Below are 26,631 nucleotides of genomic sequence, written 5' to 3' on the forward strand. Positions count from 1 at the left end.
CGTCGAACCACCCCGCGCACTGGAGGACGTCTGACCATGACCGACCGCTACCAGGGGTTCGTCGCGAGCCCCGTCGGCAAGCTCCTCGTCAAGAACCTCGGCCTGCCCAGCCCGGTCGCCCTCGACCGCTACGTCGAGGGCGCACCCCTCGTGGGCGGCACCGTGCTCGTCGGCGGCGAGGGCCGCCTCGTCGAGCAGCTGCCCGAGGTGCTCGACGGCCTCGGCATCACCGCCACCACGGCGCGGGAGGACGGCGCGACGTACAAGGGCCTCGTGCTCGACGCCACCGGCCTGACCTCGGCCGACGAGCTCCGCGTCCTGCGCGACTTCTTCACCCCCGTGCTGCGCAGCCTCGCGCCGTGCACCCACGTCGTCGTGCTGGGCACGCCCCCCGAGGCGACCGGGTCCACGAGCGAGCGGGTCGCGCAGCGCGCCCTGGAGGGCTTCACGCGCTCGCTGGGCAAGGAGATCGGCCGCGGCAGCACCGTGCAGCTCGTGTACGTCGCCCCCGGCGCCGAGGGCGCGCTCGACTCCACGCTGGCCTTCTTCCTCTCCCCCAAGTCGGCCTACGTGTCCGGCCAGGTCGTGCGCGTCGGCACGACCGGCTCCACCACCGCCGAGCCCGTCGCCGACCTGGCCAAGCCGCTCGCGGGCAAGGTCGCGCTCGTCACCGGCGCCAGCCGCGGCATCGGCGAGCAGATCGCGCGCGTGCTGCACCGCGACGGCGCCACGGTGGTCGGCGTCGACGTGCCGCAGGCCGCCTCCGACCTCGTCGCGCTGGTCAAGGAGCTCGACGGCGACCACATCGCCCTCGACATCACGGCCCCCGACGCGCCGCAGCGCATCGCGCACCACGTCAAGGAGAAGCACGGCGGCGTCGACATCGTCGTGCACAACGCCGGCATCACGCGCGACAAGAAGCTCGCCAACATGGGCGAGGACCGCTGGGACTCCGTCATCGCGGTCAACGTCTCGGCGCCGGAGCTCATCACCGCCGAGCTGCTCGAGCAGGGTGCCATCCGGCCCAACGGGCGCATCATCGGTGTCGCCTCGATCGCCGGCATCGCCGGCAACGTGGGCCAGACGAACTACGCGGCCTCGAAGGCCGGCGTCATCGGCCTCGTCGACGCGCTGGCCCCCACGCTGTCCGACGGCATCACGGTCAACGCGGTCGCCCCGGGCTTCATCATCACGCAGATGACGGCCGCCGTGCCGTTCGCGACCCGCGAGGTGGGCCAGCGCCTCAACGCCATGGCGCAGGGCGGCCTCCCGGTCGACGTCGCCGAGACCATCGCCTGGTACGCCTCCCCCGGCTCCACCGCCGTCAACGGCAACGTGGTCCGGGTGTGCGGCCAGATGATGCTGGGGGCCTGAGCCGGTGGCCGCGCAGGACGAGGCCCGCACGCTGTCGGGGAGCACCGGCGGCCTGTCGGTGCTCGCGCGGGCCGCGCTGCCCGCCGTACCCGGTCTCAACCAGCTGCCCGGGGTGCGCAAGCGCCCCGCGGCGGACTTCACGGGCCTGGCGTTCACCCGCCCGGCCGTGGTGGTCGACCGCGCCGAGGTGGCGGCGTACGCCGCGGTCTGCGGCTTCCCCACCAAGGACGTCGCGCCGCTGACCTACCCCCACATGCTCGCGTTCCCGCTGCACATGGCGATCATGAGCGACCCGGCGTTCCCCTACCCGGCCATCGGCACGGTCCACCTGGAGAACGCGATCACGCAGCACCGGCCCGTCGCGATCGGCGAGACGCTCGCCGTGCGCACCGCGGTCGCCCCGCCGCGGCCGCACCCGAAGGGCCAGGTGCTCGACTTCACGACGACGGCCTACGTCAGCGAGGAGCTGGTCTGGGAGAGCACGTCGGTCTACCTGCGGCGCGGGCGCGGGGACGCCGATGCCCCGTTCGGCACGACCTTCGAGGAGGTGGCGCCGACGGGGACGCAGTGGAAGCTGCCCGCCGACCTGGGGCGGCGCTACGCCGCGGTCTCGGGCGACCACAACCCGATCCACCTCTACCCGGTCACGGCGAAGGCGCTGGGCTTCCCGCGCCAGATCGCGCACGGCATGTGGAGCAAGGCGCGCTGCGTCGCGCAGCTGGAGAACCGGCTGCCCGACGCCGTCACCGTCGAGGTGTCGTTCCGCAAGCCGGTCTTCCTGCCGGGCACCGTCGCGTTCGGGTCGCGCCCGACCGAGGACGGGTTCGCGTTCTCGCTGTCCGACCCGCGCCGCGGCACCGTGCACCTGCTGGGGCGCAGCACCGCGCGCTGACGCACGCTGTCGAGCCCGCCGACCGTGGTGGGGGCACCCGGGACGACCGGGGCCCCCACCACGTGTCGTTCCCGGGCACGGAGGTCAGGGACCGCCGACGTTCGGGCCCGCGACGGGCCGGATGAGGCCCTCCTGCGCCACGGTCGCGGCGCGCGTGCCGTCCTCGGTGTAGATGCCGGCCAGCGACAGCCCGCGGGCGCCGGAGGCCGAGGGCGACTCCTGGTCGTAGAGCCACCAGCGGTCGGCCCGGAACGGGCGGTGGAACCACACCGTGTGGTCGAGCGAGGCCGGCTGGACGCCCGGCGAGTTGAGCGTGAGGCCGTGGGGCACCAGCGTGGCGCCGAGCAGCGTCAGGTCGCTGGCGTAGATGAAGACCGCCCGCTGCAGCGCCTGGTCGTCGGGGATCTCGCCGTCCACGCGCACCCAGATGCGGGCCTGGGCCGGACGGGCCGGGTCGACGGGCAGGCCCATGCCGCTCACGCCGACGTAGCGCACGTCGAGCGCCGACCACTCCCGCTCCCACGCCTCGACGTCGACGCCGCCCTCGCTGCGGCTGCGGATGATGTCGACGAGCCGCAGGGACTCCTCCGGCGGCACGACCGCCGGCGCGCCCGCCTGGTGGTCGAACCCGGGCTCCTCGTCCTGGAAGTTGATGGTCACGTAGAAGATGTCGCGCCCGTGCTGGCGCGCCACGACACGACGCGTCGAGAACGCGCGGCCGTCGCGGAGGCGCTGCACGTCGTACACGATCGGGACCGCGGGGTCGCCGGGGCGCAGGAAGTAGGCGTGCAACGAGTGCGCGAGACGGTCCGGCGCGACCGTGCGGGCACCGGCCAGGAAGGCCTGCGCGGCGACCTGGCCGCCGAAGACCCGCTGGCGCGAGGTGTCCGGCTGGCGCCCGCGGAACAGGTTGACGTCGATCGTCTCGATGTCGAGCAGGTCGAGGAGGTCGGCGGCGGTCTGCGGCATGGCGGGCCTTTCTGCGCCCGCCGCGGGGTGTCGGCGGGGGTGGGTCGGTCGGGTGCGGGGTGGGTCGGGGCGGCGGGTCAGGTGCGGTCGTCGGGCACGTCGGGGCCCTCGAGACCCGCGAGGAACTGCTCGAACTGCCGGCCGATCTCCTCGCCGGAGGGCAGCGGCTCCTCGGGCGCCAGGAGGTTGGAGCCCTGCTCCTCGGCGCGGTGGAACGTGTCGTACTGACGCTCCAGGCCCTGCACCACCTCGAGCACCTCGGCGTGCTCGGTCAGGTAGTCGGCGATCTCGGCGTCGGTGCGCTCCGCCTCGGCGCGCAGCGTGGTCAGGTCGAACGACAGCGACGCCGCCTGCGCGACGTGCTCGAGCAGGCTGATCGCGGCCCGTGGGTAGCCCATCTGCGCCAGGTAGTGCGGCACGTGCACGACGACGCCCTGCATCGGGTGCCCCCACTCGCCGAGCCGGATCTCGAGCATCGCCTGGGCGCTGGACGGCACCCGCAGCTCGCCCTGCCACGGCGACGGACCGGTGACGAGGTCGGCCTCGTTGGCGTGCACCGTCAGCGCGACGGGGCGGGTGTGCGGCACGGCCATCGGCACCGCGGCGAGCGCGACGACCCGGGAGACCCCGAGCCGCTCCACCAGGACGCGCACGGCGCGGGCGAAGGCCTCCCAGCGCACGTCGGGCTCGGGACCGACCAGCAACAGGTACGGCGTGCCCTCCGCGTCGCGCTGGCGACGGACCACCAGGCGGGGGGCCGCGTAGTCCTCGTAGCGGTCGCGGACGAACGACACCGGCGGGCGCCGGGCGCGGTAGTCGTAGAGCTCGTCGACGTCGAACGTCGCGACCACCGGGCCGCGGTCGGCGAGCAGGTGCTCGGCGGCGAGCACCGAGGCCCGCCCCGCGTCGAGGAAGCCCTCCAGGGCCAGCACGAGCACCGGGGCCTCGAGCGGCTCGACGTCGTCGACGATGTGCACCAGCCGGTCGGCTCGGTCGTGGTCCATCGGGCGGCTCCTCTCGCTCGGGCAGGGTCGGTGGCTCAACCGTAGTGGTGGTGCCCCTTGTTCCCCGCCGGGCGGCCCCGGGGGTGAGACCTGCGCCCCACCCCCGGGCCCACGCCCGCGAGGACGTCGACCGGGTCAGCCGCGGGCCGCGGCCTCCTCGCGCGCCAGGTTGGAGCGGCGCACGCCGTACGCGAAGTAGACGACCACGCCGATGACCATCCAGATGCCGAAGCGCAGCCACGTCTCACCGGTCAGGTTGAGCATGAGGTAGCCGCACAGCAGCACCGACGCGGTCGCGACGAACCCGACCGCGGGGGTGCGGAACGCCCGCGGCAGGTCGGGACGGGTACGACGCAGCACGACGACGCCGATGCTGACGAGGATGAAGGCGAACAGCGTGCCGATGTTGACGAGCTCGCCGAGCGTCGTGAAGGGCACGAAGCCGCTCATGAGGGCGACGGCGGTGCCGGTGATGAGCGTGATCCGGTACGGCGTGCCGAACTTCGGGTGGACCGTGGCCAGGCCCTTGGGGAAGAGGCCGTCGCGGGCCATCGCGAAGGCGACGCGGGTCTGGCCCATCATCAGGATCATCACGACGACGGTGAGGCCGATGCAGGCACCGACGGCGATGAGGTCACCGATCCAGTCGCGACCCACCGCGGCGAAGGCGTCGGAGAGCGGCGCCGCGCTGTCGGGGTCGATGTCCTCGTAGCTCTGCATGCCCGTGATCACGAGGCTGACGGCGATGTAGAGGCCGGTCACGATGGCGAGGGAGGACAGGATCCCGATGGGCACGTTGCGCTGCGGGTCGATGGTCTCCTCGGCGGTCGTGGCGACGACGTCGAAGCCGATGAAGGCGAAGAACACGATCGAGGCACCGGCGATGACGCCCGCGACGCCGTACACGGCCGGGTCGAGGCCGAAGATGGAGGAGACGAGCGGCGTGTGGAGGAAACCGCCCTCGGCGTCCGGGGCGGGCTGCGACGGCGGGATGAACGGTGAGTAGTTGTCGGCGCTGATGTAGCCGATGCCCATGATGATCACGATGGCGACGACGGCCAGCTTGATCGCGACGACGACCTGGTTGATGCGGCTCGACAGCTTGATCCCGCCGATGAGCACGGCCATGACGAGCAGCGAGATGACGACGGCGGGCAGGTCGACGACCCCGTCGGTCGAGCTGGACAGCTGGGTCGGCAGCGCGAGCGCGGTGCCGTCGAGCAGGCTCGACAGGTAGCCGGAGAAGCTCGCGGCCAGGGCCGCCGAGCCGACGGTGAACTCGAGCACCAGGTCCCACCCGATGATCCACGCCACGAGCTCGCCGGCCGTGGCGTAGCTGAACGTGTAGGCGCTGCCCGCGACCGGGACCGTCGAGGCGAACTCGGCGTAGCACAGCGCGGCGAGCGCGCAGGCGAGGCCGGCGACCGCGAACGACAGCGCGATGGCCGGCCCGGAGTTCGAGGCGGCGACCGTTCCGGTGAGCACGAAGATGCCCGCGCCGATGATGACGCCGACGCCGAACACCGTGAGGTCGATGGCCGTCAGGTTCTTCTTGAGCCGGTGCTCGGGCTCCTCGGTGTCGGCGATCGAGCGCTCGACGGACTTGGTGCGCATGACGTTCACGCGGAGGACCGTACGACGTGCCACCCGGCCCGGGCGAGCGGGCTCCCGGGTCAGCCGGTGTGGTCGACGTCGAGGAGCGGGCCGCGGTCGGCGAGCGCGGTGATCTCCTCGAGGCACTGGCGCGCGAGCGTCTGCGGGTCGAGGCCGACCTGCTCGAGGATCGCGGCGCGCTTGGCGTGGTGGAGGAACTCCTGCGGCAGCGCGTGGATGCGCACGGGCGTGGTCACGCGGGCCTCGTTGAGGGCGGTGAGGAGCGCGACGCCGCAGCCGCCGACGCGGCCGCCGTCCTCGATGCTGACGACGAGGCGGTGGCGCCCCGAGAGCTCGACCAGCGCGGGGTTGACGGGCACGACCCAGCGGGGGTCGACGACGGTGACGCCGATGCCGTGGGCCCCGAGGCGCTGCGCGACCTCGAGGGCGGTGGTGGCCATCGCGCCGACGGCGACGACGAGGACGTCCTCGTCGCCGTCGCGGTGGAGCACGTCGACGCCGTCGACCTGCTCGAGCGCGGGGATGTCCTCCGGCGGGGGCCCCTTCGGGTAGCGCACCACCGTGGGCGCGTCCTCGACGGTGACGGCCTCGGCGAGCAGCTCGGCGAGGCGGGCCCCGTCGCGCGGCGCGGCCAGGCGCAGGCCGGGCACGAGCTGCAGCAGCGACATGTCCCACATGCCGTTGTGGCTGGCCCCGTCGTCGCCCGTGACGCCCGAGCGGTCGAGCACGAACGTGACGCCGCAGCGGTGCAGGGCGACGTCCATCAGCACCTGGTCGAAGGCGCGGTTGAGGAACGTGGCGTAGACGGCGAAGACCGGGTGCATGCCGGCGAGCGCGAGGCCGGCCGCCGAGGTCGCCGCGTGCTGCTCGGCGATGCCGACGTCGAAGACGCGGTCGGGGAAGCGCTCCGCGAAGGCCTGCAGGCCGACCGGGTGGAGCATGGCCGCGGTGAGCGCGACGAGGTCGGGGCGCTGCTCCCCCAGGGTGACGATCTCCTCGGAGAACACGTCGGTCCAGCCGCGGGCCTTCGGTTTCTCGACGCCCGTGCCGACGTCGAACGGCCCGGGGGCGTGGAACTGGTCGGCCTCGTGGCGCTCCGCCGCGTCGTACCCGTGGCCCTTGCGGGTCAGGGCGTGGACGATGACGGGGCCGCCGAATCCCTTGGCCTGGGCGAGCGCGTGCTCGAGCGCGTCGAGGTCGTGCCCGTCGACGGGTCCGACGTACTTCAGCCCGAGGTCCTCGAAGAGGCCCTGCGGGGCGATGGCGTCCTTGACGCCCTTCTTGATGGCGTGGAGCGCGTCGTACGCCGCGGGGCCGACGCCGGGCACCGCGTTGAGGCGGCGCTTGACGAGGTCGAGCACGTTCTCGTAGCGCGGGCTGGTGCGCAGCGTCGTCAGCGCGGTCGCGAGACCGCCGATGGTCGGGGTGTAGCTGCGGCCGTTGTCGTTGACGACGATGACGAGCCTGCTGCGCGGGGAGATCGCGATGTTGTTGAGCGCCTCCCAGGCCATGCCGCCGGTGAGGGCGCCGTCGCCGATCACGGCGACGACGTGGCGGTCCTCGCCCTGCAGCGCGTAGGCCTTGGCGAGGCCGTCGGCGTAGCTCAGCGCCGTCGAGGCGTGCGAGTTCTCCACGATGTCGTGGGCGGACTCGTCCTGGCTGGGGTAGCCCGACAGGCCGCCCTCCTGCCGCAGCGACGAGAAGCGCGGGGCCCGGCCGGTCAGCAGCTTGTGCACGTAGGTCTGGTGGCCGGTGTCGAAGACGACGCGGTCGTGGGGGGAGTCGAAGGTGCGGTGGATCGCCAGGGTCAGCTCGACGACGCCGAGGTTGGGGCCCAGGTGGCCGCCCGTCGTGGCGCAGGTCGCGACGAGGAGGTCGCGGATCTCCGCGGCCAGCTCCTCGAGCTGAGGGCCCGTCAGGTCACGCAGGTCCTCCGGCGCCGTCACCGACTCCAGGTAGCCCATCAGCCGCGTCCCTTCCGTCGTGTCGTCGCTCGTCCGCATCGTCGTGCGCGCCCGCGACCGTGCCGTGGGCGTCTGTCGAGTGTATCGACCGGGTGCGCGCAGCCCCCGATCCCGACGGGCGCGGGCGGGATCGGGGGCGGGATCGGGGGCGGGATCGGGGGGCGCCCGCTCAGAGGTCGACGCGGGCGACGGAGCCCTCGTGCAGGCTGCCGAGCCAGACCCGGCCCTCGTGCTCGCGCACCCCGGTCACCATGTGGAACTGCGCCCGGGTCGCGGGGTCGCGCACCTCGAGGTCGTGGACGACCGCGCCGTCCGCGTCGAGCGCGACGGCCCGCACGGTACGCCGCGGCGCGGGCTGGAGGCGGTCGGGCAGGGCGGTCGCGGCGCGCCGTACCCAGTGAGGGGCGTGCTGCATGCGGGTGACCAGCGGGTCCGCGGGGCTGGCGACCGCGATCCAGACCAGGCCGTCGCTGCCGGTCGCGATGTTGTCGGGGTAGCCGGGCAGGTCGTCGGCCAGCAGGTCGCGCTCGCCGGCGCGGGGGCCGGTCAGCCACAGCCGTACGACGGTGCGCAGCGCCGTCTCGGCGACCGCGACCCAGGAGCCGTCGGGGGCGAGCGCGACGCCGTTCGCGAAGCCGAGGTCGTCGAGGAGCACCTCCACCGTCCCGTCCGGCGAGCGGCGCAGCAGGCGGCCGGTGCGGGTGAGGCGGACCATCTCGTGCTTCCACTCGTCGATCCCGTGCCGGAGCGAGGAGTCGGAGAAGAAGATCGTGCCGTCGGGCGCGACGGCGGCGTTGTTGCAGAACCGCATCGGCGTCCCGTCCACCTCGCGCACGAGCGTCTCGACGCGGTCGCCGGCCAGGTCGACGGCGAGCAGGCCGCGCCGGGCGTCGCAGACGAGCAGCCGACCGTCGGGCAGGTGCTCGAGGCCCAGCGGGCGACCGGCGGTGTGGCCGACCCGGGTGACGCGGCGACCGTCGTGGGAGATGCGCAGCAGCGCGCCGTCCTCGGTGCCGGTGAACACCGCGCCCTCGTCGGGCCCCTGCGTGCCCACCAGCACGTCCTCCGTCCCGAACCCGGGGACGTGGACGAGGTCCAGGGTGCGGACCACGGCCCCGTCGGCCCCGTCGGCGCCGCTGGTGCCGTTGGGCCGGGTGGCGCTCACGCCTGCTCCCGCAGCGCGGCCTCGACGCGCTCGACCTTGCCGGTCAGCTCGCCGGTCCACCCGGGGCGGATGTCGGCCTTCAGCACCAGGCTCGTGCGCGGCGACACAGCGGCGACGACGTCGACGGCCTCCTTGACGACGGCCATCACCTCGTCCCACTCCCCCTCCAGCGTGGTGAACATGGCGTCGGTGCGGTTGGGCAGGCCCGAGGCCCGCACGACGCGCACCGCGGCGGCCACCGCCGCGCTCACCGACCCGTCGTCGTCCCCACCTCCGGTCGGGGCGACCGAGAACGCAACCAGCACGGAGCACTCCTCTCCTCGTGGCCACCGGTCGCCGCGCGGCGCCCGGGCCGCCGGTGGACCCCACCGGCGACGGCCTCGGCCCAGCATGCCCGCCGGTGCGTCTACCCGACAGTAGGGTGGCCGCCATGTCGCGATCCGTGGAGGAGCTGGCCGCCCGGCTCGGCCTGCCGGCCGAGCGCCTGGCGCTGCTGGAGGGCCACGCCGAGGCCGACGTGGCCGTGCTGGCCGACGCCGTCGGGCTCGCGGTCCTCGCCGAGGACCGGGCGGTCGAGGACGGGCTGGCCGCCGCGCTGCGGATGGTGCCGCCGCCGCTGCGGGGCCGTGCCCGCGCGCTGCTGCTGGGGGACGACGATGCCTGAGCCCGACGTCCCCGGGGCCCCGGGCGCTCCCGACGCCCCGGCGGCTCCCCCGCCCGCGCTGGGCGACGTCGCCGCCCGCCTGGCGACCCGGGCCGAGCTGGCGAAGCTCGCCCACGAGCTCGACCTGGCGCCCGAGGAGCTCGCGTTCCTCGCCGACGAGCCCGCCGACGCCCTGCGCGCCCTCCGCACCGACGTGGCCACCAGCCTCGCCGGGCGCCACGCGGCCCGGCTGCGGCGGGTCGCGAGCCTCGCCGGCGCGCTCCCGCCCGGGCTCGCGGCCCGGGCGGCCCAGCAGGCCGGCCCCGTCGTCGGCGCGCGGGTGGCGAGCGCCCTGGACGCCGAGGAGGCCGTGCGCCTCGCCGGCCGCCTGCCCCTGGACTTCCTCGCCGAGCTCACGCTCTCCCTCGACACGGCCGGCGTCGAGCGGGTCGTGCCCGGCCTCGACCCGGCCCTGGTCACGGCCGTGGGTCGCCGCCTCCTCGAGGACGGCGAGCACCTCGTCCTGGGCCGGCTCGTCTCGGCCGTGCCGCCTCAGGCCGCCCTCGCGGTGGTGGCGCACGCCGACCCGGCCGCGCTGCTGCAGGTCGCGCTGCTCGTCGACGACCGCTCCGTCCTGCCCGGCCTGGTGCGGGAGCTGCCCGCGGAGCAGCTGCGCGCCGTCCTCGCCGCGTGCCACGACCACGGCACCGAGACCGACGCCCTCACGCTCCTCACCGCCCTCGACGCCCCCGGGCGCGGGCGGGTGCTCGTCGCCCTCGCGTCGCTGCCGGCGGAGCACCGCGCCGGGTTCCTCGCCGTGGCCGACGGGCTCGGGGCGTGGTCGGAGGTCCTGCCGGGCCTGGCGCACGTGGACGACGCCTCCCTGCGCACCCTCCTCGGCTCCCCCGCCGGCCCCGCCGCGCGCGCCGGGGTGGGGGCCGCGGCCCGCGCGGCCGGCGACGAGGCCACCGTGGCCCGCCTCGACGCGGTGGGCCCGTGACCCAGGGCGTCCCGGTCCCGCCCCCGCTGGCACGCGTCGCGGAGCGTCTCGACGTACCCCTCGACGAGCTCGCCGCCCTGCAGGGCTGCGAGCCGGCCGACCTCGAGGCGCTCGACACCGCGATCGCGATGGCGCAGCACGCCGAGGACCTCGAGGTACGCCGGAGCATGCGCGACGCCGTGCGCTTCGTGCCCGCTCCGCTGCGCCGCCGCGTCGCCGCGGCGCTCTTCCCCGACGAGGAGCCCGCCGACGCCCGCCGGGACGGCGACGGCGACGGCGACGGCGACGGCGAACCGGAAGCGCGGGCCGAAGGTGCCTGACGTGACGGGCACCGCGGCGGCGACCGGTCACGTCGCGACCGAGCTGGCGCGCCTGCGCCACGAGCTGGCGCTGGACGCCGACGACCCCACCCTCGACTTCCTCGCCGGCCTCGGCCCCGACGAGGTCGCGCGGCTGCGCCGCCGCGTCGTCGACGCCCGCCACCGCCGCCACGAGCACCGCTTCGCGCGGCTGGCCGGTCTCACGCGGTTCGTGCCCGTCGCCGTCTGCGCCCGCGTGGCCGAAGCCGCGCTCGGTCCGCTCGTCGCGGCCCGCACGGCCGAGGTCATGGCCGAGCCCGACGCCGTGCGCCTCGCGGCGCGGATCTCCCCCGACTTCCTCGCCGAGCTGACGACGCACCTCGACCCGGTGCGCAGCGGGTCGCTCGTGGCCGGGCTCCCGGAGCCGCTGCTCGTCGCCGTCGGCCGCCGGATGCTGGAGCGCGCCGAGCACCTGGCGCTGGGCGGCTTCGTCGGCGTCATGGCCCCGCGGGCGAGCGTCGAGGTCATCCGCGACGCCCCGGGACTGGCGGTGCTGGAGGTCGCCCTGCACGCCGAGGACGCCGGGGCGCTCGACGCCGTGGTCGCCGGCCTGCCCGACGCCACGCTGCTGCGGGTGCTGGCCGACGCCGCCGACGCCGGGCGCGCGGCCGACGCCGTGCTCCTCCTCGGTGTCCTCGCGCTCGAGACCCGCACCCGGCTCTTCGAGCTGCTCACCCGCCTCGAGCGCGACCAGCAGCGCCAGGTGGTGGCCGCCGTCGTCACCCGCGGCGACTGGGAGCACGTGCTCCCGGTGCTGTCGCGCATCGGCCCGGAGACCCTGCGCCAGCTGCTGACGCTGCCGGAGATCGCTGATCCCGACGTCGTCGCCGGCCTCGTGCGCCAGACTGCGGCCCATGCCGGTCCCCACGCCCTCCCGTGACCTGGCCGTCGACGCCGCGCGCGGCGTCGCCCTCCTGTCGATGTTCGTGGCGCACTTCGCCCCGACCCTCGGTCCCGGCCAGGTGCTGCTGCTCGCGGACCACCTGACCGCGCCCCTGTTCGCCCTCCTCATCGGGTGGGGCGCCCAGCTGGGCCGGGGCCGGCGCGGGGAGTGGTCGTCGGTGCTCGTGCGCGGCGCGGCGCTCGTCGGTCTCGGCCTCGTGCTGGAGGACGCCGGCGCCCAGATCGCCGTCGTGCTGGTCTGGCTCGGGGTGCTGACGCTGCTGGCCGTGCTGCTCGTGCGGCTGCCGGACGTCGTCCTCGCCGTGGCCGCGGCGGCCCTGCTGTGGACCGCCCCCGACCTCGTCTCCTCCGCCACCACCCACCTCGGGGAGTGGCGCATCGAGCGGGTGTTCGCCGGGGAGCCCGCCGACGGGCTCTACCCGCGGGCGCTGGAGGTGCTGGCGGCGGGCCCCTTCTACCGGCTCGTCGAGCTGGCACCGATGGCCGCGGCCGGGGTCCTCCTGGCCCGCCACTCCGGGCGCGTCGTCACGCTGGTGACGCTCGCCGCCGCCGCGCTCCTCGCGGCCGCCCTGCTCGGGGCGGAGGCGGCCGGCGAGGTCGCGCTCGCGCCGTACTCGGGTACCCACCTCGTGCTCGCGCTGGAGCTCGCCCTGTGCGTGCTCGTCGTGCAGGGCGCCCGCGCGCTCGAGAGCCTGCCCGGCGCCGCCGGTCGCGTCGTGCGCCCCGTGCTCGCGCTCCTCGCCGGCGCCGGGGCGGTGGCCCTCACGGCGTACGTCGTGCAGGTCCTCGTCGCCGCCGCCTGGGTGCGCGACGCACCGCCCGGCACGACCGACGACTCGTGGCTGCTGCTCGGCGGCCTCGCCGCCGGCACGGTCGCCCTCGGGTGGGCGTGGCCCCGGATCGTGCGGTGGCGGCCGTGGGACCGCGGGCCGGTCGAGGGACCGCTGCGCGCGCTCGCGCAGGGGCTCGACCGGGTGCCGCCGTTCCGCCGGCGCCGCGGCTGAGCGCCGGCTGAGCGACGGCCGGCCGACGGCTGTCCGACGGCTCGCCGACCGGACAGCACGACGGCCCGCCACCCCTCGCGGGGTGACGGGCCGTCGTGGTCGTGCGGGGGTGCTCAGGCCTTCAGCAGGCTCCGCAGCACGTACTGCATGATGCCGCCGTTGCGGTAGTAGTTCGCCTCGCCGGGGGTGTCGATGCGGACGACGGCGTCGAACTCGACGTCGCCGGCGCGCACCTTGACCGTCTTCGGGGTGCGGCCCTCGTTGAGCTCGGTGATGCCGGTGATCGAGAACGTCTCCTCACCGGTCAGGCCGAGGCTCTCGGCGTTCTGGCCCGCCGGGAACTGCAGCGGGATGACGCCCATGCCGATGAGGTTGGAGCGGTGGATGCGCTCGTAGCTCTCGGCGATGACGGCCTTGACGCCCAGCAGCGACGTGCCCTTGGCGGCCCAGTCGCGCGAGGAGCCCGAGCCGTACTCCTTGCCCGCCAGCACGACGAGCGGGATGCCCGCCGCCTGGTAGCGCTCGGAGGCCTCGAACACGGAGGTGACCTCGCCGTCGGCGGTGAAGTCGCGCGTCACGCCGCCCTCGGTGCCGGGGGCCAGCTGGTTGCGCAGCCGGATGTTGGCGAAGGTGCCGCGGATCATGACCTCGTGGTTGCCGCGACGCGAGCCGTAGGAGTTGAAGTCCCGGTTCTCGACGCCGTGCTCGGCGAGGTAGCGGCCCGCGGGCGAGTCCTTCTTGATGGCACCGGCCGGGCTGATGTGGTCGGTGGTCACGGAGTCGCCGAGCTTGAGCAGCACGCGGGCGCCGTCGATGTCGGTGACCGGGGTCGGCTCGTCCGGCATCCCGTCGAAGTACGGGGGCTTCCGGACGTAGGTCGACTCGGGGTCCCAGGCGAACGTCTTGCCCTCGGGCGTCGGGAGCGAGCGCCACTGCTCGTCGCCCGCGAAGACGTCCTGGTAGCTCTCGCCGAACATCTCGGAGCTGATCGCCTGGGCGATCGTCTCCTCGACCTCGGTCGGGGAGGGCCAGACGTCCTTGAGGAACACGTCGTTGCCGTCGGCGTCCTGGCCCAGCGGGTCGGTGAACAGGTCGACGTCCATCGAGCCGGCCAGGGCGTAGGCCACGACCAGCGGGGGCGACGCGAGGTAGTTCATCTTCACGTCAGGGTTGATGCGGCCCTCGAAGTTGCGGTTGCCGGACAGCACCGAGACGACCGAGAGGTCCTTCTCGTTGACGGCCGCGGAGACCTCGGGGATGAGCGGGCCCGAGTTGCCGATGCACGTCGTGCAGCCGTAGCCGACGAGGTTGAAGCCCAGCTTGTCCAGGTACGGCGTGAGGCCGGACTTCTCGTAGTAGTCCGAGACGACCTTCGAGCCCGGCGCCAGCGTCGTCTTGACCCACGGCTTGCGCTGCAGGCCCTTCTCGACGGCCTTCTTGGCGAGCAGGGCCGCGCCGATCATGACCGACGGGTTGGACGTGTTGGTGCACGACGTGATGGCCGCGATGGTCACCGCGCCGTGGTCGAGCGTGAACTTCGTGCCGTCCTCGAGGGTGACCTCGACCGGGCTGCTCGGCCGGCCGCCGTCGGTGGACGCGGCGGAGAGGTGGTCGGTCGGCGGGGCCGACTTGCCGTGGCCGTTGCTCGTGGCCGGGTCGGAGGCCGGGAAGGTCTCGGCGACGGACTCGTCGTACCCGTCCTCCTCCTCGCCCGCGACGTAGTCCTTGAGCGACGCGCGGAAGGACTGCTTGGCGTCGGTGACCTGGATGCGGTCCTGGGGACGCTTCGGGCCGGCGATCGACGGCACGACGGTGGCGAGGTCGAGCTCGAGCTTCTCGGAGAAGCGCGGCTCGGCGGCCGGGTCGTGCCACAGGCCCTGGGCCTTGGCGTACGCCTCGACGAGCGCGAGCTGCTCGGGCGAGCGGCCGGTGAGCTCGAGGTACTTCGTGGTCTCCTCGTCGATCGGGAAGACCGCGATGGTCGAGCCGAACTCCGGGCTCATGTTGCCGATCGTGGCGCGGTTGGCCAGCGGCAGCGCGGAGACGCCGGGGCCGTAGAACTCGACGAACTTGCCGACGACGCCGTGCTTGCGCAGCATCTCGGTGATCGTCAGCACCAGGTCGGTGGCCGTCGAGCCCTCGGGCAGGTCGCCGGAGAGCTTGAAGCCCACGACGCGCGGGATGAGCATGGAGACCGGCTGGCCGAGCATCGCGGCCTCGGCCTCGATGCCACCGACGCCCCAGCCGACGACGCCGATGCCGTTGACCATCGTCGTGTGCGAGTCGGTGCCGACGCAGGTGTCGGGGTAGGCCTGCAGCTCGCCGTCCACCTCGCGGGTGAAGACGGTGCGCGCCAGGTGCTCGATGTTGACCTGGTGCACGATGCCGGTGCCCGGGGGGACGACCTTGAAGTCGTCGAACGCGCCCTGGCCCCAGCGCAGGAACTGGTAGCGCTCGCGGTTGCGCTCGTACTCGATCTCCACGTTGCGGCCGAAGGCCTCCGGCGTGCCGAAGACGTCGGCGATGACCGAGTGGTCGATGACCATCTCGGCCGGCGCGAGCGGGTTGATCTTGGCCGGGTCGCCGCCGAGGTCCGCCATCGCCTCGCGCATGGTGGCGAGGTCGACGACGCAGGGGACGCCGGTGAAGTCCTGCATGATCACGCGCGCCGGCGTGAACTGGATCTCCTTGTCGGGCTCGGCCGTCTCGTCCCAGCCGGCCAGCGCCTTGATGTCGTCTGCGGTGATGTTCGCACCGTCCTCCGTACGGAGGAGGTTCTCCAGCAGGACCTTGAGCGAGAACGGCAGCGACGCGACGTCGAGCCCCTCACCGGTCACCGCGTCGAGACGGAAGATCTCGTAGGACCTGCCGTCCACGTCCAGGGTGCTCTTCGCACCGAAGCTGTCCTGACTTGCCACAGTCACACTCCTCGTCGCTGGTCTCGCGCTCCCGGCCCATCTTGCCGCCGGGCCCGGTCACCTTCCTAGGAAGGCTCGCCTTACCTCGGGCCCGGACGGCCTCGCCGCGGTCGGAGCGGCTGGCCGGCATTTGTCTCGACGTCAAGATACATGACGTCGAGCGAAAACCGGAGGGGCCCGCTCAGGCCGTGTCGCCCTCGTCGGGCACGAGCAGCGCGACGCACTCGACGTGGTGGGTCATGGGGAAGAGGTCGAAGCCGCGGAGCCGCTCCAGGCGGTAGCCCCGCTCGCCGAACGAGCCGAGGTCGCGCGCCAGCGCGGCGGGGTCGCACGCGACGTACGCGACCGCCCGCGGTGAGCGCCGGACCACCTCGTCGACGACCTCGCGGCCCGCACCCTCCCTCGGCGGGTCGAGGACGACGAGGTCGACCGGGCCGGCGAGACCGTCGCGCAGCACCTGCGCGACGTCGCCGCGGCGCACCAGCGGGGGGCCGGGGGCGTCCGCCAGGTTGGTCGCGGCGTGGGCCGAGGCGGCGGCGTCCCCCTCGACGCTGACGACCGAGCCGTCCGGGCCCACGCGGTCGGCGAGGAAGCGGGCGAACAGGCCCACCCCGCCGTACAGGTCGAGGGCGTGCTCCCCCGGTCGGGGGTCGAGCATCCCGAGCACCGCCTCGACCAGCGTCGCCGGCGCCCCCGGGTGCACCTGCCAGAACCCGGCGGCCTCGACGGCGAAGCGGTGGCCGGTCCCGGCCGCCGTCACCTGCTCGTGCACCACGCCGGGCCGGGGCTCGCGGGCGTCGGGGTGGGCGATGCGGCAGTCGTCGACCTCGACCACGTCGTGGGCCCGGTGGCGGCGCATGCCGCGCCCGCCGTCGGGGAGCGCGACGTACCGCACCCGCGTGCGCCAGCGCAGGCCGGCCAGCTGCTCGGGCAGGTCGCCGGCGACGGCCTCCACCTCCACGTCCATGTCGAGCCCGGCGAGGCGGCGCAGCTGCTCGGCCACCACGTCGGCCTTCAACCGGCGCTGGTGGGCGAGGTCCACGTGCTGGAAGTCGCAGCCGCCGCACAGCCCGGGTCCGGCGAACGGGCACGGCGCCTTCACGCGGTGCGGCGAGGCCTCCTCGACCACGACGGCGTCGGCGCGCCAGAACCGGTCGCCGTCGCTGCCCTCGGTCACCTCGAGCACGACGCGCTCGCCGGGCAGCGCGTGCCGCACGAAGACGACGCGGGTCCGCTCCTCGTCCGGCAGCTGCACGCGGGCGACGCAGTGGCCGCCGTGGGCGACCGGGCCGACCTCGGCGGTGAACCGCTCGCCGACCCGGGAGGTGCCCCGCGGGGCACGGGTACGACGCGCCCCGCCGCCGCGCGGCCCGCGCCCCCGCCCGCCACCGCGGCGCTGCTGCCCGCTCACCGTCGGCGCTCCGACGGCGGCGGGTCGGCGACCCGGCCGCGGCGCAGGTCGCCCGGCCGCACGCGGGTCATCTGCCGGTCCTCGCGCTCGAGGGCGGCGGCCGACGAGCGCAGCTGGTAGGGCACCGACGTGACCATGACGCCGGGGGTGAAGAGCAGCCGGCCCTTGAGGCGCAGGGCGCTCTGGTTGTGGAGCAGCTGCTCCCACCAGTGGCCCACGACGTACTCGGGGATGTAGACGGCGACCACGCCGCGCGGGTTGGCGCGGCGGATCTCCACGGCGTAGTCGACGATCGGCCGGATGAGCTCGCGGTACGGCGAGTGCAGCACCTTGAGCGGCACGTCGATGCGCCGGGCGTCCCAGGCCTCGAGCAGGCGGTCGGTGTCGGCGGAGTCGGTGGAGACGCAGACGGCCTCGAGCACGTTGGGGCGCGACGCCTTGGCGTAGGCCAGTGCCCGCAGCGTCGGCTTGTGCACCTTCGAGACGAGCACGATCGCGTGCACCCGGGTGGGCAGGACCTTGTCGCCCTCCTCCGCCGCCAGCTCGAGCGCGACGCGCTCGTAGTGGCGGCGGATGCCGCGCATGAGGAAGAACGCGGCCAGCATCGCCAGGATCGTGATCCAGGCGCCCTCGAGGAACTTCGTCACCAGCACGACGACGAGCACGACCGCGGTGAAGCAGAGGCCCACCGTGTTGATGGCGCGCGAGCGGTGCATCGAGCGACGCCTCGCCGGGTCCTTCTCGCTCGCCAGGAGGCGCGTCCAGTGCCGGATCATGCCGAGCTGGCTGAGGTTGAAGGAGACGAAGACGCCGACGATGTAGAGCTGGATCAGCCGCGTGGTCTGGGCGTCGAACGCGACGATGAGCACGATCGCCATGACGGCGAGGAACACGATCCCGTTGCTGTAGGCCAGCCGGTCGCCGCGCGAGCCGAGCGCCCGCGGGGCGTAGCCGTCCTTCGCCAGGATCGAGCCCAGCACCGGGAAGCCGTTGAAGGCCGTGTTGGCGGCCAGCACGAGGATGACGCCCGTCATGGTGACGATGAAGTAGAAGCCCGGCGGGAAGTCGGAGAACAGCGCGCCGGCGATCTGCGCGATCACCGTGTGCTGGTCGTAGCCCTCGGGCAGCGGGTCCCCGGCGACGGTGCGCAGGCGGTCCACCTCGTGGGGGTCGACGTAGCGCAGCCCCATCTCGCGGGCCAGCAGGATCACCGACATCATCATCGTGATGGCGATCGCGCCCAGCATGGCCAGCGTCGCGGCCGCGTTGCGGCTCTTGGGCCGGCGGAAGGCCGGCACGCCGTTCGAGATCGCCTCGACACCGGTCAGCGCGGCGCAGCCCGACGAGAACGCCCGGGCCAGCAGGAAGATCATCGCGAACTGGCTGAGCGGGTCCTCGAACCCCTCGCGCGGCACCACCTGCAGGTCGGCGCTCTCCACCTCCGGCAGCGTGCCCGCGAACCAGCGGATCCCGCCGTACACCGCCATGCCGAGGATCGCGACCATGAACAGGTACGTCGGGACGGCGAAGTAGCTGCCCGACTCGCGGATGCCGCGCAGGTTGGCCGCCATCAGCGCCACGACCAGCGCCGACGCGAAGAAGACCTCGTGGCCCGACAGGAAGGGGATCGCCGCCGCCGCGTACTGCGAGCCCGAGGAGATGGACACCGCGACGGTGAGCACGTAGTCGACCAGCAGCGCGCTCGCCACCGTCGTGCCCGCCACCGGGCCGAGGTTGACGCTGGCGACCTCGTAGTCGCCGCCGCCGCTCGGGTAGGCGTGCACCGTCTGGCGGTACGACAGGATGACCGCGGCCATGACGAGCGCGACGGCCACACCGATCCACGGGGAGAAGACGTACGACGTCGCCCCCGCGATCGAGAGCATGATGAAGACCTCGTCGGGGGCGTAGGCCACGGACGAGAGCGCGTCGCTGGCGAAGACGGGAAGCGCGATGCGCTTGGGGAGGAGTGTTTCCCCGAGCTGGGAGCTGCTGAGCTTGCGCCCGAGCAGGACCCGTTTCGAGGCGTCGGCGAGACCCACGAGGCGCGATCGTACGCCCGCGGGGTTGCGGCGCCACTTCCTCGTGGCGGGGCCCGGCCGCGCCGGACTGGGCTACGGTTCGCCACGTGCATGTCGTGATCATGGGCTGCGGCCGCGTCGGCTCGACGCTGGCGCGCAGCCTGGAGGACCGCAACCACACCGTCTCGGTGATCGACGTGGCCTCGGAGGCCTTCCGTCGGCTCGGTCCGGGCTTCAACGGCGAGAAGGTGACCGGCCTCGGCTTCGACCGCGGCGTGCTCGTCAAGGCGGGCATCGAGCGGGCCGACGCCTTCGCGGCCGTGTCGAGCGGTGACAACTCCAACATCATCGCCGCCCGCGTCGCCCGCGAGTCGTTCGGCATCGAGCAGGTCGTGGCCCGGATCTACGACCCGGGTCGCGCCGAGGTCTACCAGCGGCTCGGGATCACGACGGTCGCCACCGTGAAGTGGACGGCCGACCAGGTGCTGCGCCGGATCCTGCCCGCCGGCGCCGAGCCCGACTTCCGGGACCCCTCGGGCACCATCCGGCTCGACCAGGTGCCGGCGCCCGACCGCTGGGTCGGCGTGCGCACCGTCGCGTTCCAGGAGCAGACCCGCACCCGCATCGCCTGGATCGACCGGCTCGGCGAGGGCACGCTCCCCCACCGCGACAGCGTCATCCAGGACAACGACATGCTCCACCTGGTGATGCGCGAGGAGAACGCCGCCCACGCCTACCAGACCATCGACCGCGGACCGGAGGAGAGCTGATGCGCGTCGCCATCGCCGGCGCCGGGGCGGTCGGCCGCTCCGTCGCGGCCGAGCTGATCGACAACGGCCACGAGGTGCTGCTCATCGACAAGGCCGCCGTCGCCATCCGCCCCGAGCGGGTGCCCGAGGCGGAGTGGCTGCTCGCCGACTGCTGCGAGCTGTCCTCGCTGGAGGAGGCCCGCCTCGACCAGTGCGACGTGGTCATCGCGGCCACCGGCGACGACAAGGCCAACCTCGTGACCTCGCTGCTCGCCAAGACCGAGTTCGCCGTGCCCCGCACCGTGGGCCGCGTCAACCACCCCGACAACGAGTGGCTCTTCAACGAGGCCTGGGGCGTCGACGTCAGCGTGTCGACGCCGCGCATCATGTCGGCCCTCGTCGAGGAGGCCGTCGCGGTCGGCGACCTCGTGCGCCTGTTCACCTTCCGCCAGGGCCAGGCCAACCTCGTGGAGCTCACGCTGCCGGAGGACTCGCCGTACGTCGGGAAGCCCTCGGGCCTCGTGCCGTTCCCGGACAACTGCGCGCTGGTGACGATCCTGCGCGACGGGCAGGTCTACACCCCGGACGCCGAGCAGCCGCTCGAGTCCGGCGACGAGCTGCTCCTCGTCGTGCCCGCCGAGCTGGAGGACGACGTCGAGCGCCTGCTGGCGCCCAGCACCCACCCCTGAGCGGGCCCCGCACGGACGACGACGGGCCGCCGCCCCACCCCGGGAGGGTGGTGGCGACGGCCCGTCGGTGCGTCCGGACCGAGCCGGGGGCCGGGCTCAGCCCTGGGCGTTCGCCGGGTCCGTTGCCGCAGCGGCGCCCGCCTCCGCCTTCACGACGGGCTTGGCGTCGACGCCGGCCTCCTTGCGCTGCGCGGGCGTGATCGGCGCGGGCGCGGCGGTCAGCGGGTCGAACCCGCCGCCCGACTTGGGGAAGGCGATGACCTCGCGGATCGAGTCGACGCCGGCGAGCAGCGACACGATGCGGTCCCAGCCGAAGGCGATGCCGCCGTGCGGGGGCGCGCCGTACTTGAACGCCTCGAGCAGGAAGCCGAACTTCTCCTGCGCCTCCGCCTCGTCGAGGCCCATGAGGGCGAACACGCGCTTCTGCACGTCCTCGCGGTGGATACGGATCGAGCCGCCGCCGATCTCGTTGCCGTTGCAGACGATGTCGTAGGCCCAGGCGAGCGCCTCGCCCGGCTGCTGGTCGAAGGTCTCGACGTCCTGGGGCGAGGTGAAGGCGTGGTGCACGGCCGTCCAGGCGCCCGAGCCGACCGCGACGTCACCGCTCGCCACGGCGTCGCCGGCGGGCTCGAACAGCGGCGCGTCGACGACCCAGAGGAAGCTCCACGCCGACTCGTCGATGAGACCGCCGCGGCGGCCGATCTCGAGGCGGGCGGCGCCGAGCAGCGCGCGGCTGCTCTTGGGCGCGCCGGCCGCGAAGAACACGCAGTCGCCGGGCGCGGCACCGATGTGGGCGGCCAGGCCGGCCTTCTCGGTGTCGGAGAGGTTCTTGGCGACGGGGCCGGTCAGCTCGCCGTCCTCCTGCACCAGCACGTAGGCGAGACCCTTGGCGCCGCGCTGCTTGGCCCACTCCTGCCAGGCGTCGAGCTGCTTGCGCGGCTGCGAGGCGCCGCCGGGCATGACGACGGCGCCGACGTACTCGGCCTGGAAGACGCGGAACGTCGTGTCCTTGAAGTACTCCGTGCACTCGACGAGCTCGAGGCCCATCCGCAGGTCGGGCTTGTCGGAGCCGTAGCGGGCCATCGCCTCGGCGTACGTCATGCGGGGCAGCGGCGTGGGCACGTCGTACCCGACGAGGGCCCACAGCGCCGACACGATCTCCTCGGCGAGGCGGATGACGTCGTCCTGCTCGACGAAGCTCATCTCGATGTCGAGCTGGGTGAACTCCGGCTGCCGGTCGGCGCGGAAGTCCTCGTCGCGGTAGCAGCGGGCGAGCTGGTAGTAGCGCTCCATGCCGGCGACCATCAGCAGCTGCTTGAACAGCTGCGGGCTCTGCGGCAGCGCGTACCAGCTGCCCGGCTGCAGGCGGGCGGGCACGAGGAAGTCGCGGGCGCCCTCGGGGGTGGAGCGGGTCAGCGTCGGCGTCTCGATCTCGACGAAGTCGTGACCGGCGAGCACCTCGCGGGCGGCCTTGTTGACCTCGCTGCGCAGGCGCAGGGCGCGACCCGGGCCGGTGCGGCGCAGGTCGAGGTAGCGGTGGCGCAGGCGCGCCTCCTCCCCCACGTCGACGTGGTCGTCGATCGGGAACGGCAGCGGCGCCGCGGCGCTCAGCACCTCGACGTCGGTCGCGATGACCTCGATCTCGCCGGAGGCGAGGTTCGGGTTGGCGTTGCCCTCGGGGCGCAGGGCGACCTCGCCCGTCACCTTCACGCAGTACTCGTTGCGCAGGCCGCCGGCGACCTCCTCGTCGCGCACGACGACCTGGGCGACGCCGCTGGCCTCGCGCAGGTCGAGGAACGCCACGCCGCCGTGATCGCGCCGCTTGGCCACCCACCCGGCGAGGGTGACGGTCTGGCCTACGTGCGCCGGGCGCAGGGCGCCGGCGTCATGGGTGCGGATCACGGGGTCTTCTCCTGGGGCTGGGGGGCGGGGCGGTCGGGTGCGTCGGTGAGCACCTGCGGGCGCAGGTCCTCGGGCGAGGGTGCCCAGGTGGAGGGGTCGGCGTCCACCTGGTTCCCGTCGCGGATGTCCTTGACCTGGTGGCTGCCGTCGTCCTGGGGGAACCAGACGAACGGGATGCCGCGGCGGTCGGCGTAGCGGATCTGCTTGCCGAACTTCGCGGCGCTCGGGGCGACCTCGCAGGGGATGCCGCGGGCGCGCAGGGCGGCGGCCACCGCGTCGGCGGCCGGGCGGGAGCCCTCGTCGACGAGGGCCACGAGCACGGCGCTGGGCACCGAGCGGCTGCCGCGCACGACGCCGCGGGACAGCAGCGGCACGAGCACGCGCGAGACGCCGAGCGAGATGCCCACCCCGGGGTACGTCGTGCGCCCGTCAGAGGCGAGCGCGTCGTAGCGGCCGCCGGAGCAGATCGAGCCCATCGACTCGTAGCCGTCGAGGCGGGTCTCGAAGACGGTTCCCGTGTAGTAGTCCAACCCGCGGGCGATCGACAGGTCGGCGGTGATGCGGACCTTCCCGCCGGCCAGCGGCGCGGCGGCGCGCACCAGCGTGGCCAGCTCGTCGAGGCCCTCCTCCAGCAGCGGGTGGGTGACGCCGAGGGCGCGCACCCGCTCCACGAAGCCGTCGTCGTCGGTGCGGATGGTCGCCAGGCGCAGGCACGCGTCCGCCTGCTCCGGCGTCGCCCCGGCGTCGGCGACGAGCATCTCGCGCACCCGCTCGGCCGGCACCTTGTCGAGCTTGTCGACGAGGCGCATGACCTCGTCGGTGTCGGCGAGGCCGAGGCCCGCGTAGAAGCCCTGGATGAGCTTGCGGTTGTTGACCTGCAGCCGGAAGCCGGGCAGCCCGATGGAGCCGGGGTCGGCCAGGCGGCGCAGCGCGTCGAGCATGACGCGGGTGACCTCGACGTCGTGGTGGAAGGGCAGCTCGTCGCGGCCGATGACGTCGATGTCGGCCTGCGTGAACTCGCGGTAGCGCCCGTCCTGGGGACGCTCGCCGCGCCACACCTTCTGCACCTGGTAGCGCCGGAACGGGAAGTCGAGCTTGCCGGCGTTCTCGAGCACGTAGCGGGCGAAGGGGACCGTCAGGTCGAAGTGGAGGCCGATGCCGGCGTCGCGGCCGCCGTCCTCCTCCTGGAGGCGGCGCAGGACGTAGACCTCCTTGGAGGTGTCGCCCTTGCGCAGCAGCTGGTCCATCGGCTCGACGGCACGGGTCTCGATGCCGGCGAAGCCGTGGAGCTCGAAGGTGCTGCGCAGCGTGTCGATCACCTGCTGCTCGACGACCCGCTGGGCGGGCAGCAGCTCGGGGAACCCGCTCAGCGGGGTGGGCTTGCTCATGGGTGGCTGGCTCTCTCGGTCACAGGCCGCGGTCGACGCGACCGGCGTCGCCCTCGCGGCCGGTCTCGATCAGGTCGCGGAGGAAGGGGTTGGTCGCGCGCTCGCGGCCGATGGAGGTCTGCTCGCCGTGCCCGGGCAGCACCACGATGTCGTCCGCGAGCGGGAGCACCTTCGAGCTGAGGGTGCGCAGCATCGTGGCGTGGTCGCCGCCGGGCAGGTCGGTGCGCCCGATCGAGCCCGCGAAGAGCAGGTCGCCCGCGAACATGACCTCGGAGACGTCGGGCTCGCCCTGCCCCGCGCCGTACGGCGTGCGGAAGGTGACCGAGCCCTCGGTGTGGCCGGGGGTGTGGTCGACGACGAAGCGCAGGCCGGCGAGCTCCAGCTCCTGGCCGTCGGAGAGCTCGGCGACGTCGTCGGGCTCGACGAACTCGTGGCGCCCGCCCAGCAGCATCGCGGCGCTCTCCTTGCTGATGCCCGCCATCGGGTCGGTCAGCAGGTGGCGGTCGCGGGGGTGGATCCAGGCCGTCGCGTCGTAGGCGCCGGCCACCGGCGTGACCGACCACATGTGGTCGATGTGCCCGTGGGTCAGCAGCACCGCGACCGGCTTCAGGCGGTTCTCGGCGACGACCTGCTCGACCCCTGCCGTGGCGTCCTGCCCGGGGTCGACGACGACGCACTCCGTGCCCTTGCCCGTGGCCACGACGTAGCAGTTCGTGCCCCAGGCACCTGCGGGGAATCCGGCGATGAACACTCCGGCACACTACCGAGCGGGTACGGCGCGCCGCACGTCGGCGGGCACGCCGCCCCACGCGGGGGGGTGGGGATGACTAGCATGTGCCCCGGACAGCCGTGCGCGCGACCAGCGCGCCCGGAGCGAGGCCATCGGGTAGCGAGAAGAGGACGACCACGTGACGGGTCAGGACTGGGGTCGGGTCGACGAGGACGGCACGGTGTACGTGCGCACCTCCGAGGGTGAGCGTTCCGTCGGGCAGTACCCGGCGGGGTCACCCGACGAGGCCCTGAAGTTCTTCACCGACCGCTTCGACGCGCTCAGCTTCGAGGTCGAGCTGCTGGAGAAGCGCATCGGCAGCGGCGTGCTCAGCCCCGAGGACGCCGCCGCGTCCGTGGCGAAGGTGCGGGCCAGCGTGGCGGGGGCGAACGCCGTGGGCGACCTCGAGGGCCTGCTGGCCCGGGTCGACGGCCTCACGGGTGCGGTCGACTCGCAGCGCGAGGCGAAGAAGGCCGAGCGCGCCGAGCGCGTCGCGGCCGCCCGCGTCGAGAAGGAGCGCATCGCCGCCGCCGCCGAGGAGCTGGCCGCGGGCAACGACTGGCGCAACGGCGCCAACCGCCTGCGCGACCTGCTCGAGGAGTGGAAGGCGCTCCCCCGCCTCGACCGTGCCTCGGACGACACCCTGTGGCGCCGCTTCTCGGGCGCCCGCACGACCTACACCCGTCGTCGCAAGGCGCACTTCTCGCAGCTCAACGAGCAGCGTGACTCCGCCCGCGCGGTCAAGGAGCGCCTGGCCACCGAGGCCGAGGCGCTGTCGACGTCGACCGACTGGGGCCCGACCGCGGGCCGCTACCGCGACCTCATGCGCGAGTGGAAGGCCGCCGGCCCGGCTCCGCGCGACGTGGACGAGGCGCTGTGGCGCCGATTCCGTGGCGCGCAGGACACGTTCTTCGGGGCCCGCGACGCGGCGAACAGCGCGCTCGACGCCGAGTTCGCCGGCAACGCCGAGGTGAAGGAGCAGATCCTCGCCGAGGCCGAGGCGCTCCTGCCCGTCGAGGACCTCGACGCCGCCAAGCGCGCGTTCCGCGACCTCGCCGACCGCTGGGACGCGGCCGGCAAGGTGCCGCGCGACCGCGTCAAGGAGCTCGAGGGCCGCATGCGCAAGGTCGAGCAGGCCATCCGCGGCGTCGAGGACGAGCAGTGGAAGCGCTCGGACCCCGAGAAGTCGGCGCGCGCCAACGACGTCATCGTCAAGCTCGAGGCCGCCATCGCCGAGGTCGAGGCCGACCTCGAGAAGGCCCGGGCGGCCGGCGACGCGAAGAAGGTCGCCGACCTCGAGGGCAACCTGGCGTCGCGCCAGATGTTCCTCGACGCCGCGCGCCGCGCCTCCGCCGACTTCGGCTGAGCGGCCGGCTCCTCACCGAGCACCCGCGACCGAGGCCCGGTCCCGCACCTCACCGGTGCGGGGCCGGGCCTCGCTCGTCTGCTGGGGCTGGTGGTCGGTGGCGCCCGACCCGTCAGTCGGCTTCCGCTCGGTGCCCTGTCGTGTCGGGACGCCGGCGCCACGCGCTGACGCCGCTCACCAGCAGCATCCACACCGCCAGGGCCGCCGTCCACGGGGCGTCGAGCAGCAGGGCGACCGGGATCATGACCACCCACAGGACGCAGAGCACGACCAGGGTGCGCGGTGAGGCGTGCACGGCGGCCACCCTAGTCGGGGCGTCGCGCCCTGCCGGTCCGCCACAGCTCGAACATGCTGCTCCCGGCCCCGACGGCCGTGAACGCGCCACCGGCTGCCGTCCACCACAGCCCTCCGAGCAGCGCGATCGAGGTCAGGACCGCGGACACGACGAGCACGCCCAGCAGGGTCCAGAACAGGGGCCGCATGACCGGCAGCCTAGATCGCGGCTCGAGGAGCCGCCGAGCTCGTCG

24 protein-coding genes are annotated in these 26,631 nt (G+C 73.9%); 10 read left to right on the forward strand and 14 right to left on the reverse strand.

Annotation, left to right across the window (positions count from 1 at the left end):
• Positions 1 to 36 precede the first annotated feature (36 nt).
• Together ACOACO_RS12435 and ACOACO_RS12440 are read left to right on the forward strand one after the other, a co-directional pair.
• The gene (locus tag ACOACO_RS12435; protein ID WP_420296592.1) at positions 37 to 1,374 is read left to right on the forward strand and encodes a 3-oxoacyl-ACP reductase; all 1,338 of its coding nucleotides are present in this window, start codon (positions 37 to 39) and stop codon (positions 1,372 to 1,374) included.
• A 4-nt stretch (positions 1,375 to 1,378) separates the two neighbouring features.
• On the forward strand, positions 1,379 to 2,266 hold the full coding sequence (locus ACOACO_RS12440) for a MaoC family dehydratase (protein ID WP_420296593.1): 888 nt from the start codon (positions 1,379 to 1,381) through the stop codon (positions 2,264 to 2,266).
• 84 nt (positions 2,267 to 2,350) lie between these two features.
• Here the strand turns inward: ACOACO_RS12440 and ACOACO_RS12445 are convergent, their stop codons facing one another.
• The 6 genes from ACOACO_RS12445 to ACOACO_RS12470 all read right to left on the reverse strand — a co-directional run bounded on the left by ACOACO_RS12445 (position 2,351) and on the right by ACOACO_RS12470 (position 9,287).
• Positions 2,351 to 3,235, reverse strand: coding sequence for an acyl-CoA thioesterase (locus ACOACO_RS12445; RefSeq protein WP_420296594.1), 885 nt, complete (start codon positions 3,233 to 3,235; stop codon positions 2,351 to 2,353).
• Positions 3,236 to 3,312: 77 nt separating this feature from the next.
• Positions 3,313 to 4,239, reverse strand: coding sequence for a PAC2 family protein (locus tag ACOACO_RS12450; protein WP_420296595.1), 927 nt, complete (start codon positions 4,237 to 4,239; stop codon positions 3,313 to 3,315).
• Between the two features lie 135 nt (positions 4,240 to 4,374).
• Positions 4,375 to 5,853 (reverse strand): amino acid permease, encoded by a 1,479-nt coding sequence (locus ACOACO_RS12455; protein ID WP_420297231.1) that lies wholly within the window; start codon positions 5,851 to 5,853, stop codon positions 4,375 to 4,377.
• 59 nt (positions 5,854 to 5,912) lie between these two features.
• Entirely contained in the window at positions 5,913 to 7,817 is a 1,905-nt protein-coding gene (gene dxs, locus ACOACO_RS12460; RefSeq protein ID WP_420297232.1) for a 1-deoxy-D-xylulose-5-phosphate synthase, read from the reverse strand.
• A 169-nt stretch (positions 7,818 to 7,986) separates the two neighbouring features.
• Positions 7,987 to 8,982: an SMP-30/gluconolactonase/LRE family protein gene (locus ACOACO_RS12465; RefSeq protein ID WP_420296596.1), complete on the reverse strand. Its 996-nt coding sequence runs from the start codon at positions 8,980 to 8,982 to the stop codon at positions 7,987 to 7,989.
• A complete protein-coding gene (locus ACOACO_RS12470; protein ID WP_420296597.1) occupies positions 8,979 to 9,287 on the reverse strand; it encodes a thiamine-binding protein in 309 nt (102 codons plus the stop codon). The genes ACOACO_RS12465 and ACOACO_RS12470 overlap by 4 nt, the downstream gene beginning before the upstream one ends.
• 125 nt (positions 9,288 to 9,412) lie before the next feature.
• Here ACOACO_RS12470 and ACOACO_RS12475 point away from each other — a divergent pair, with 125 nt between their 5' ends.
• Genes ACOACO_RS12475 through ACOACO_RS12495 form a run of 5 tightly spaced genes read left to right on the forward strand, consistent with a single transcriptional unit; the run spans position 9,413 to position 12,891 of the window.
• Positions 9,413 to 9,646 carry a hypothetical protein gene (locus tag ACOACO_RS12475; protein ID WP_420296598.1) on the forward strand — a complete coding sequence of 78 codons (234 nt, stop codon included), beginning with the start codon at positions 9,413 to 9,415 and terminating at the stop codon, positions 9,644 to 9,646.
• Positions 9,639 to 10,625, forward strand: a complete 987-nt coding sequence (locus ACOACO_RS12480) for a hypothetical protein (RefSeq protein ID WP_420296599.1) — start codon at positions 9,639 to 9,641, stop codon at positions 10,623 to 10,625. The genes ACOACO_RS12475 and ACOACO_RS12480 overlap by 8 nt, the downstream gene beginning before the upstream one ends.
• A complete protein-coding gene (locus ACOACO_RS12485) occupies positions 10,622 to 10,945 on the forward strand; it encodes a hypothetical protein (protein ID WP_420296600.1) in 324 nt (107 codons plus the stop codon). Before ACOACO_RS12480 ends, ACOACO_RS12485 begins: the two co-directional genes overlap by 4 nt.
• Position 10,946: 1 nt before the next feature.
• Positions 10,947 to 11,864, forward strand: coding sequence for a hypothetical protein (locus ACOACO_RS12490; RefSeq protein WP_420296601.1), 918 nt, complete (start codon positions 10,947 to 10,949; stop codon positions 11,862 to 11,864).
• Positions 11,839 to 12,891: a heparan-alpha-glucosaminide N-acetyltransferase domain-containing protein gene (locus ACOACO_RS12495; protein ID WP_420296602.1), complete on the forward strand. Its 1,053-nt coding sequence runs from the start codon at positions 11,839 to 11,841 to the stop codon at positions 12,889 to 12,891. The genes ACOACO_RS12490 and ACOACO_RS12495 overlap by 26 nt, the downstream gene beginning before the upstream one ends.
• 113 nt (positions 12,892 to 13,004) lie before the next feature.
• Here the strand turns inward: ACOACO_RS12495 and ACOACO_RS12500 are convergent, their stop codons facing one another.
• From ACOACO_RS12500 to ACOACO_RS12510, 3 genes are all read right to left on the reverse strand, one after another.
• Positions 13,005 to 15,809, reverse strand: coding sequence for an aconitate hydratase (locus tag ACOACO_RS12500; RefSeq protein ID WP_420296603.1), 2,805 nt, complete (start codon positions 15,807 to 15,809; stop codon positions 13,005 to 13,007).
• A 181-nt stretch (positions 15,810 to 15,990) separates the two neighbouring features.
• Positions 15,991 to 17,220: a class I SAM-dependent RNA methyltransferase gene (locus tag ACOACO_RS12505; protein WP_420296604.1), complete on the reverse strand. Its 1,230-nt coding sequence runs from the start codon at positions 17,218 to 17,220 to the stop codon at positions 15,991 to 15,993.
• Entirely contained in the window at positions 17,217 to 19,262 is a 2,046-nt protein-coding gene (locus ACOACO_RS12510) for an amino acid permease (protein ID WP_420296605.1), read from the reverse strand. The genes ACOACO_RS12505 and ACOACO_RS12510 overlap by 4 nt, the downstream gene beginning before the upstream one ends.
• Positions 19,263 to 19,363: 101 nt before the next feature.
• On the opposite strand from ACOACO_RS12510, the gene ACOACO_RS12515 reads away from it, so the two are divergent.
• Both ACOACO_RS12515 and ACOACO_RS12520 read left to right on the forward strand, forming a co-directional pair.
• Positions 19,364 to 20,011: a potassium channel family protein gene (locus tag ACOACO_RS12515; RefSeq protein ID WP_420297233.1), complete on the forward strand. Its 648-nt coding sequence runs from the start codon at positions 19,364 to 19,366 to the stop codon at positions 20,009 to 20,011.
• Positions 20,011 to 20,679 carry a potassium channel family protein gene (locus tag ACOACO_RS12520; RefSeq protein WP_420296606.1) on the forward strand — a complete coding sequence of 223 codons (669 nt, stop codon included), beginning with the start codon at positions 20,011 to 20,013 and terminating at the stop codon, positions 20,677 to 20,679. The genes ACOACO_RS12515 and ACOACO_RS12520 overlap by 1 nt, the downstream gene beginning before the upstream one ends.
• 96 nt (positions 20,680 to 20,775) lie before the next feature.
• Here the strand turns inward: ACOACO_RS12520 and aspS are convergent, their stop codons facing one another.
• Genes aspS through ACOACO_RS12535 form a run of 3 tightly spaced genes read right to left on the reverse strand, consistent with a single transcriptional unit; the run spans position 20,776 to position 24,720 of the window.
• The gene (gene aspS, locus ACOACO_RS12525; RefSeq protein ID WP_420296607.1) at positions 20,776 to 22,581 is read right to left on the reverse strand and encodes an aspartate--tRNA ligase; all 1,806 of its coding nucleotides are present in this window, start codon (positions 22,579 to 22,581) and stop codon (positions 20,776 to 20,778) included.
• Complete coding sequence (gene hisS / locus ACOACO_RS12530; RefSeq protein WP_420296608.1) at positions 22,578 to 23,969, reverse strand: histidine--tRNA ligase; 1,392 nt, start codon at positions 23,967 to 23,969, stop codon at positions 22,578 to 22,580. Before hisS ends, aspS begins: the two co-directional genes overlap by 4 nt.
• Positions 23,970 to 23,988: 19 nt before the next feature.
• A complete protein-coding gene (locus ACOACO_RS12535; RefSeq protein ID WP_420296609.1) occupies positions 23,989 to 24,720 on the reverse strand; it encodes an MBL fold metallo-hydrolase in 732 nt (243 codons plus the stop codon).
• A gap of 157 nt (positions 24,721 to 24,877) precedes the next feature.
• On the opposite strand from ACOACO_RS12535, the gene ACOACO_RS12540 reads away from it, so the two are divergent.
• Positions 24,878 to 26,104 carry a DUF349 domain-containing protein gene (locus ACOACO_RS12540; RefSeq protein WP_420296610.1) on the forward strand — a complete coding sequence of 409 codons (1,227 nt, stop codon included), beginning with the start codon at positions 24,878 to 24,880 and terminating at the stop codon, positions 26,102 to 26,104.
• Positions 26,105 to 26,216: 112 nt separating this feature from the next.
• Here the strand turns inward: ACOACO_RS12540 and ACOACO_RS12545 are convergent, their stop codons facing one another.
• Both ACOACO_RS12545 and ACOACO_RS12550 read right to left on the reverse strand, forming a co-directional pair.
• Entirely contained in the window at positions 26,217 to 26,399 is a 183-nt protein-coding gene (locus tag ACOACO_RS12545) for a hypothetical protein (protein WP_420296611.1), read from the reverse strand.
• Positions 26,400 to 26,409: 10 nt separating this feature from the next.
• Entirely contained in the window at positions 26,410 to 26,586 is a 177-nt protein-coding gene (locus ACOACO_RS12550; protein ID WP_420296612.1) for a hypothetical protein, read from the reverse strand.
• Positions 26,587 to 26,631: the final 45 nt, after the last annotated feature.

Source organism: Nocardioides sp. CPCC 205120, assembly GCF_048654585.1.
Lineage (GTDB): Bacteria > Actinomycetota > Actinomycetes > Propionibacteriales > Nocardioidaceae > Nocardioides.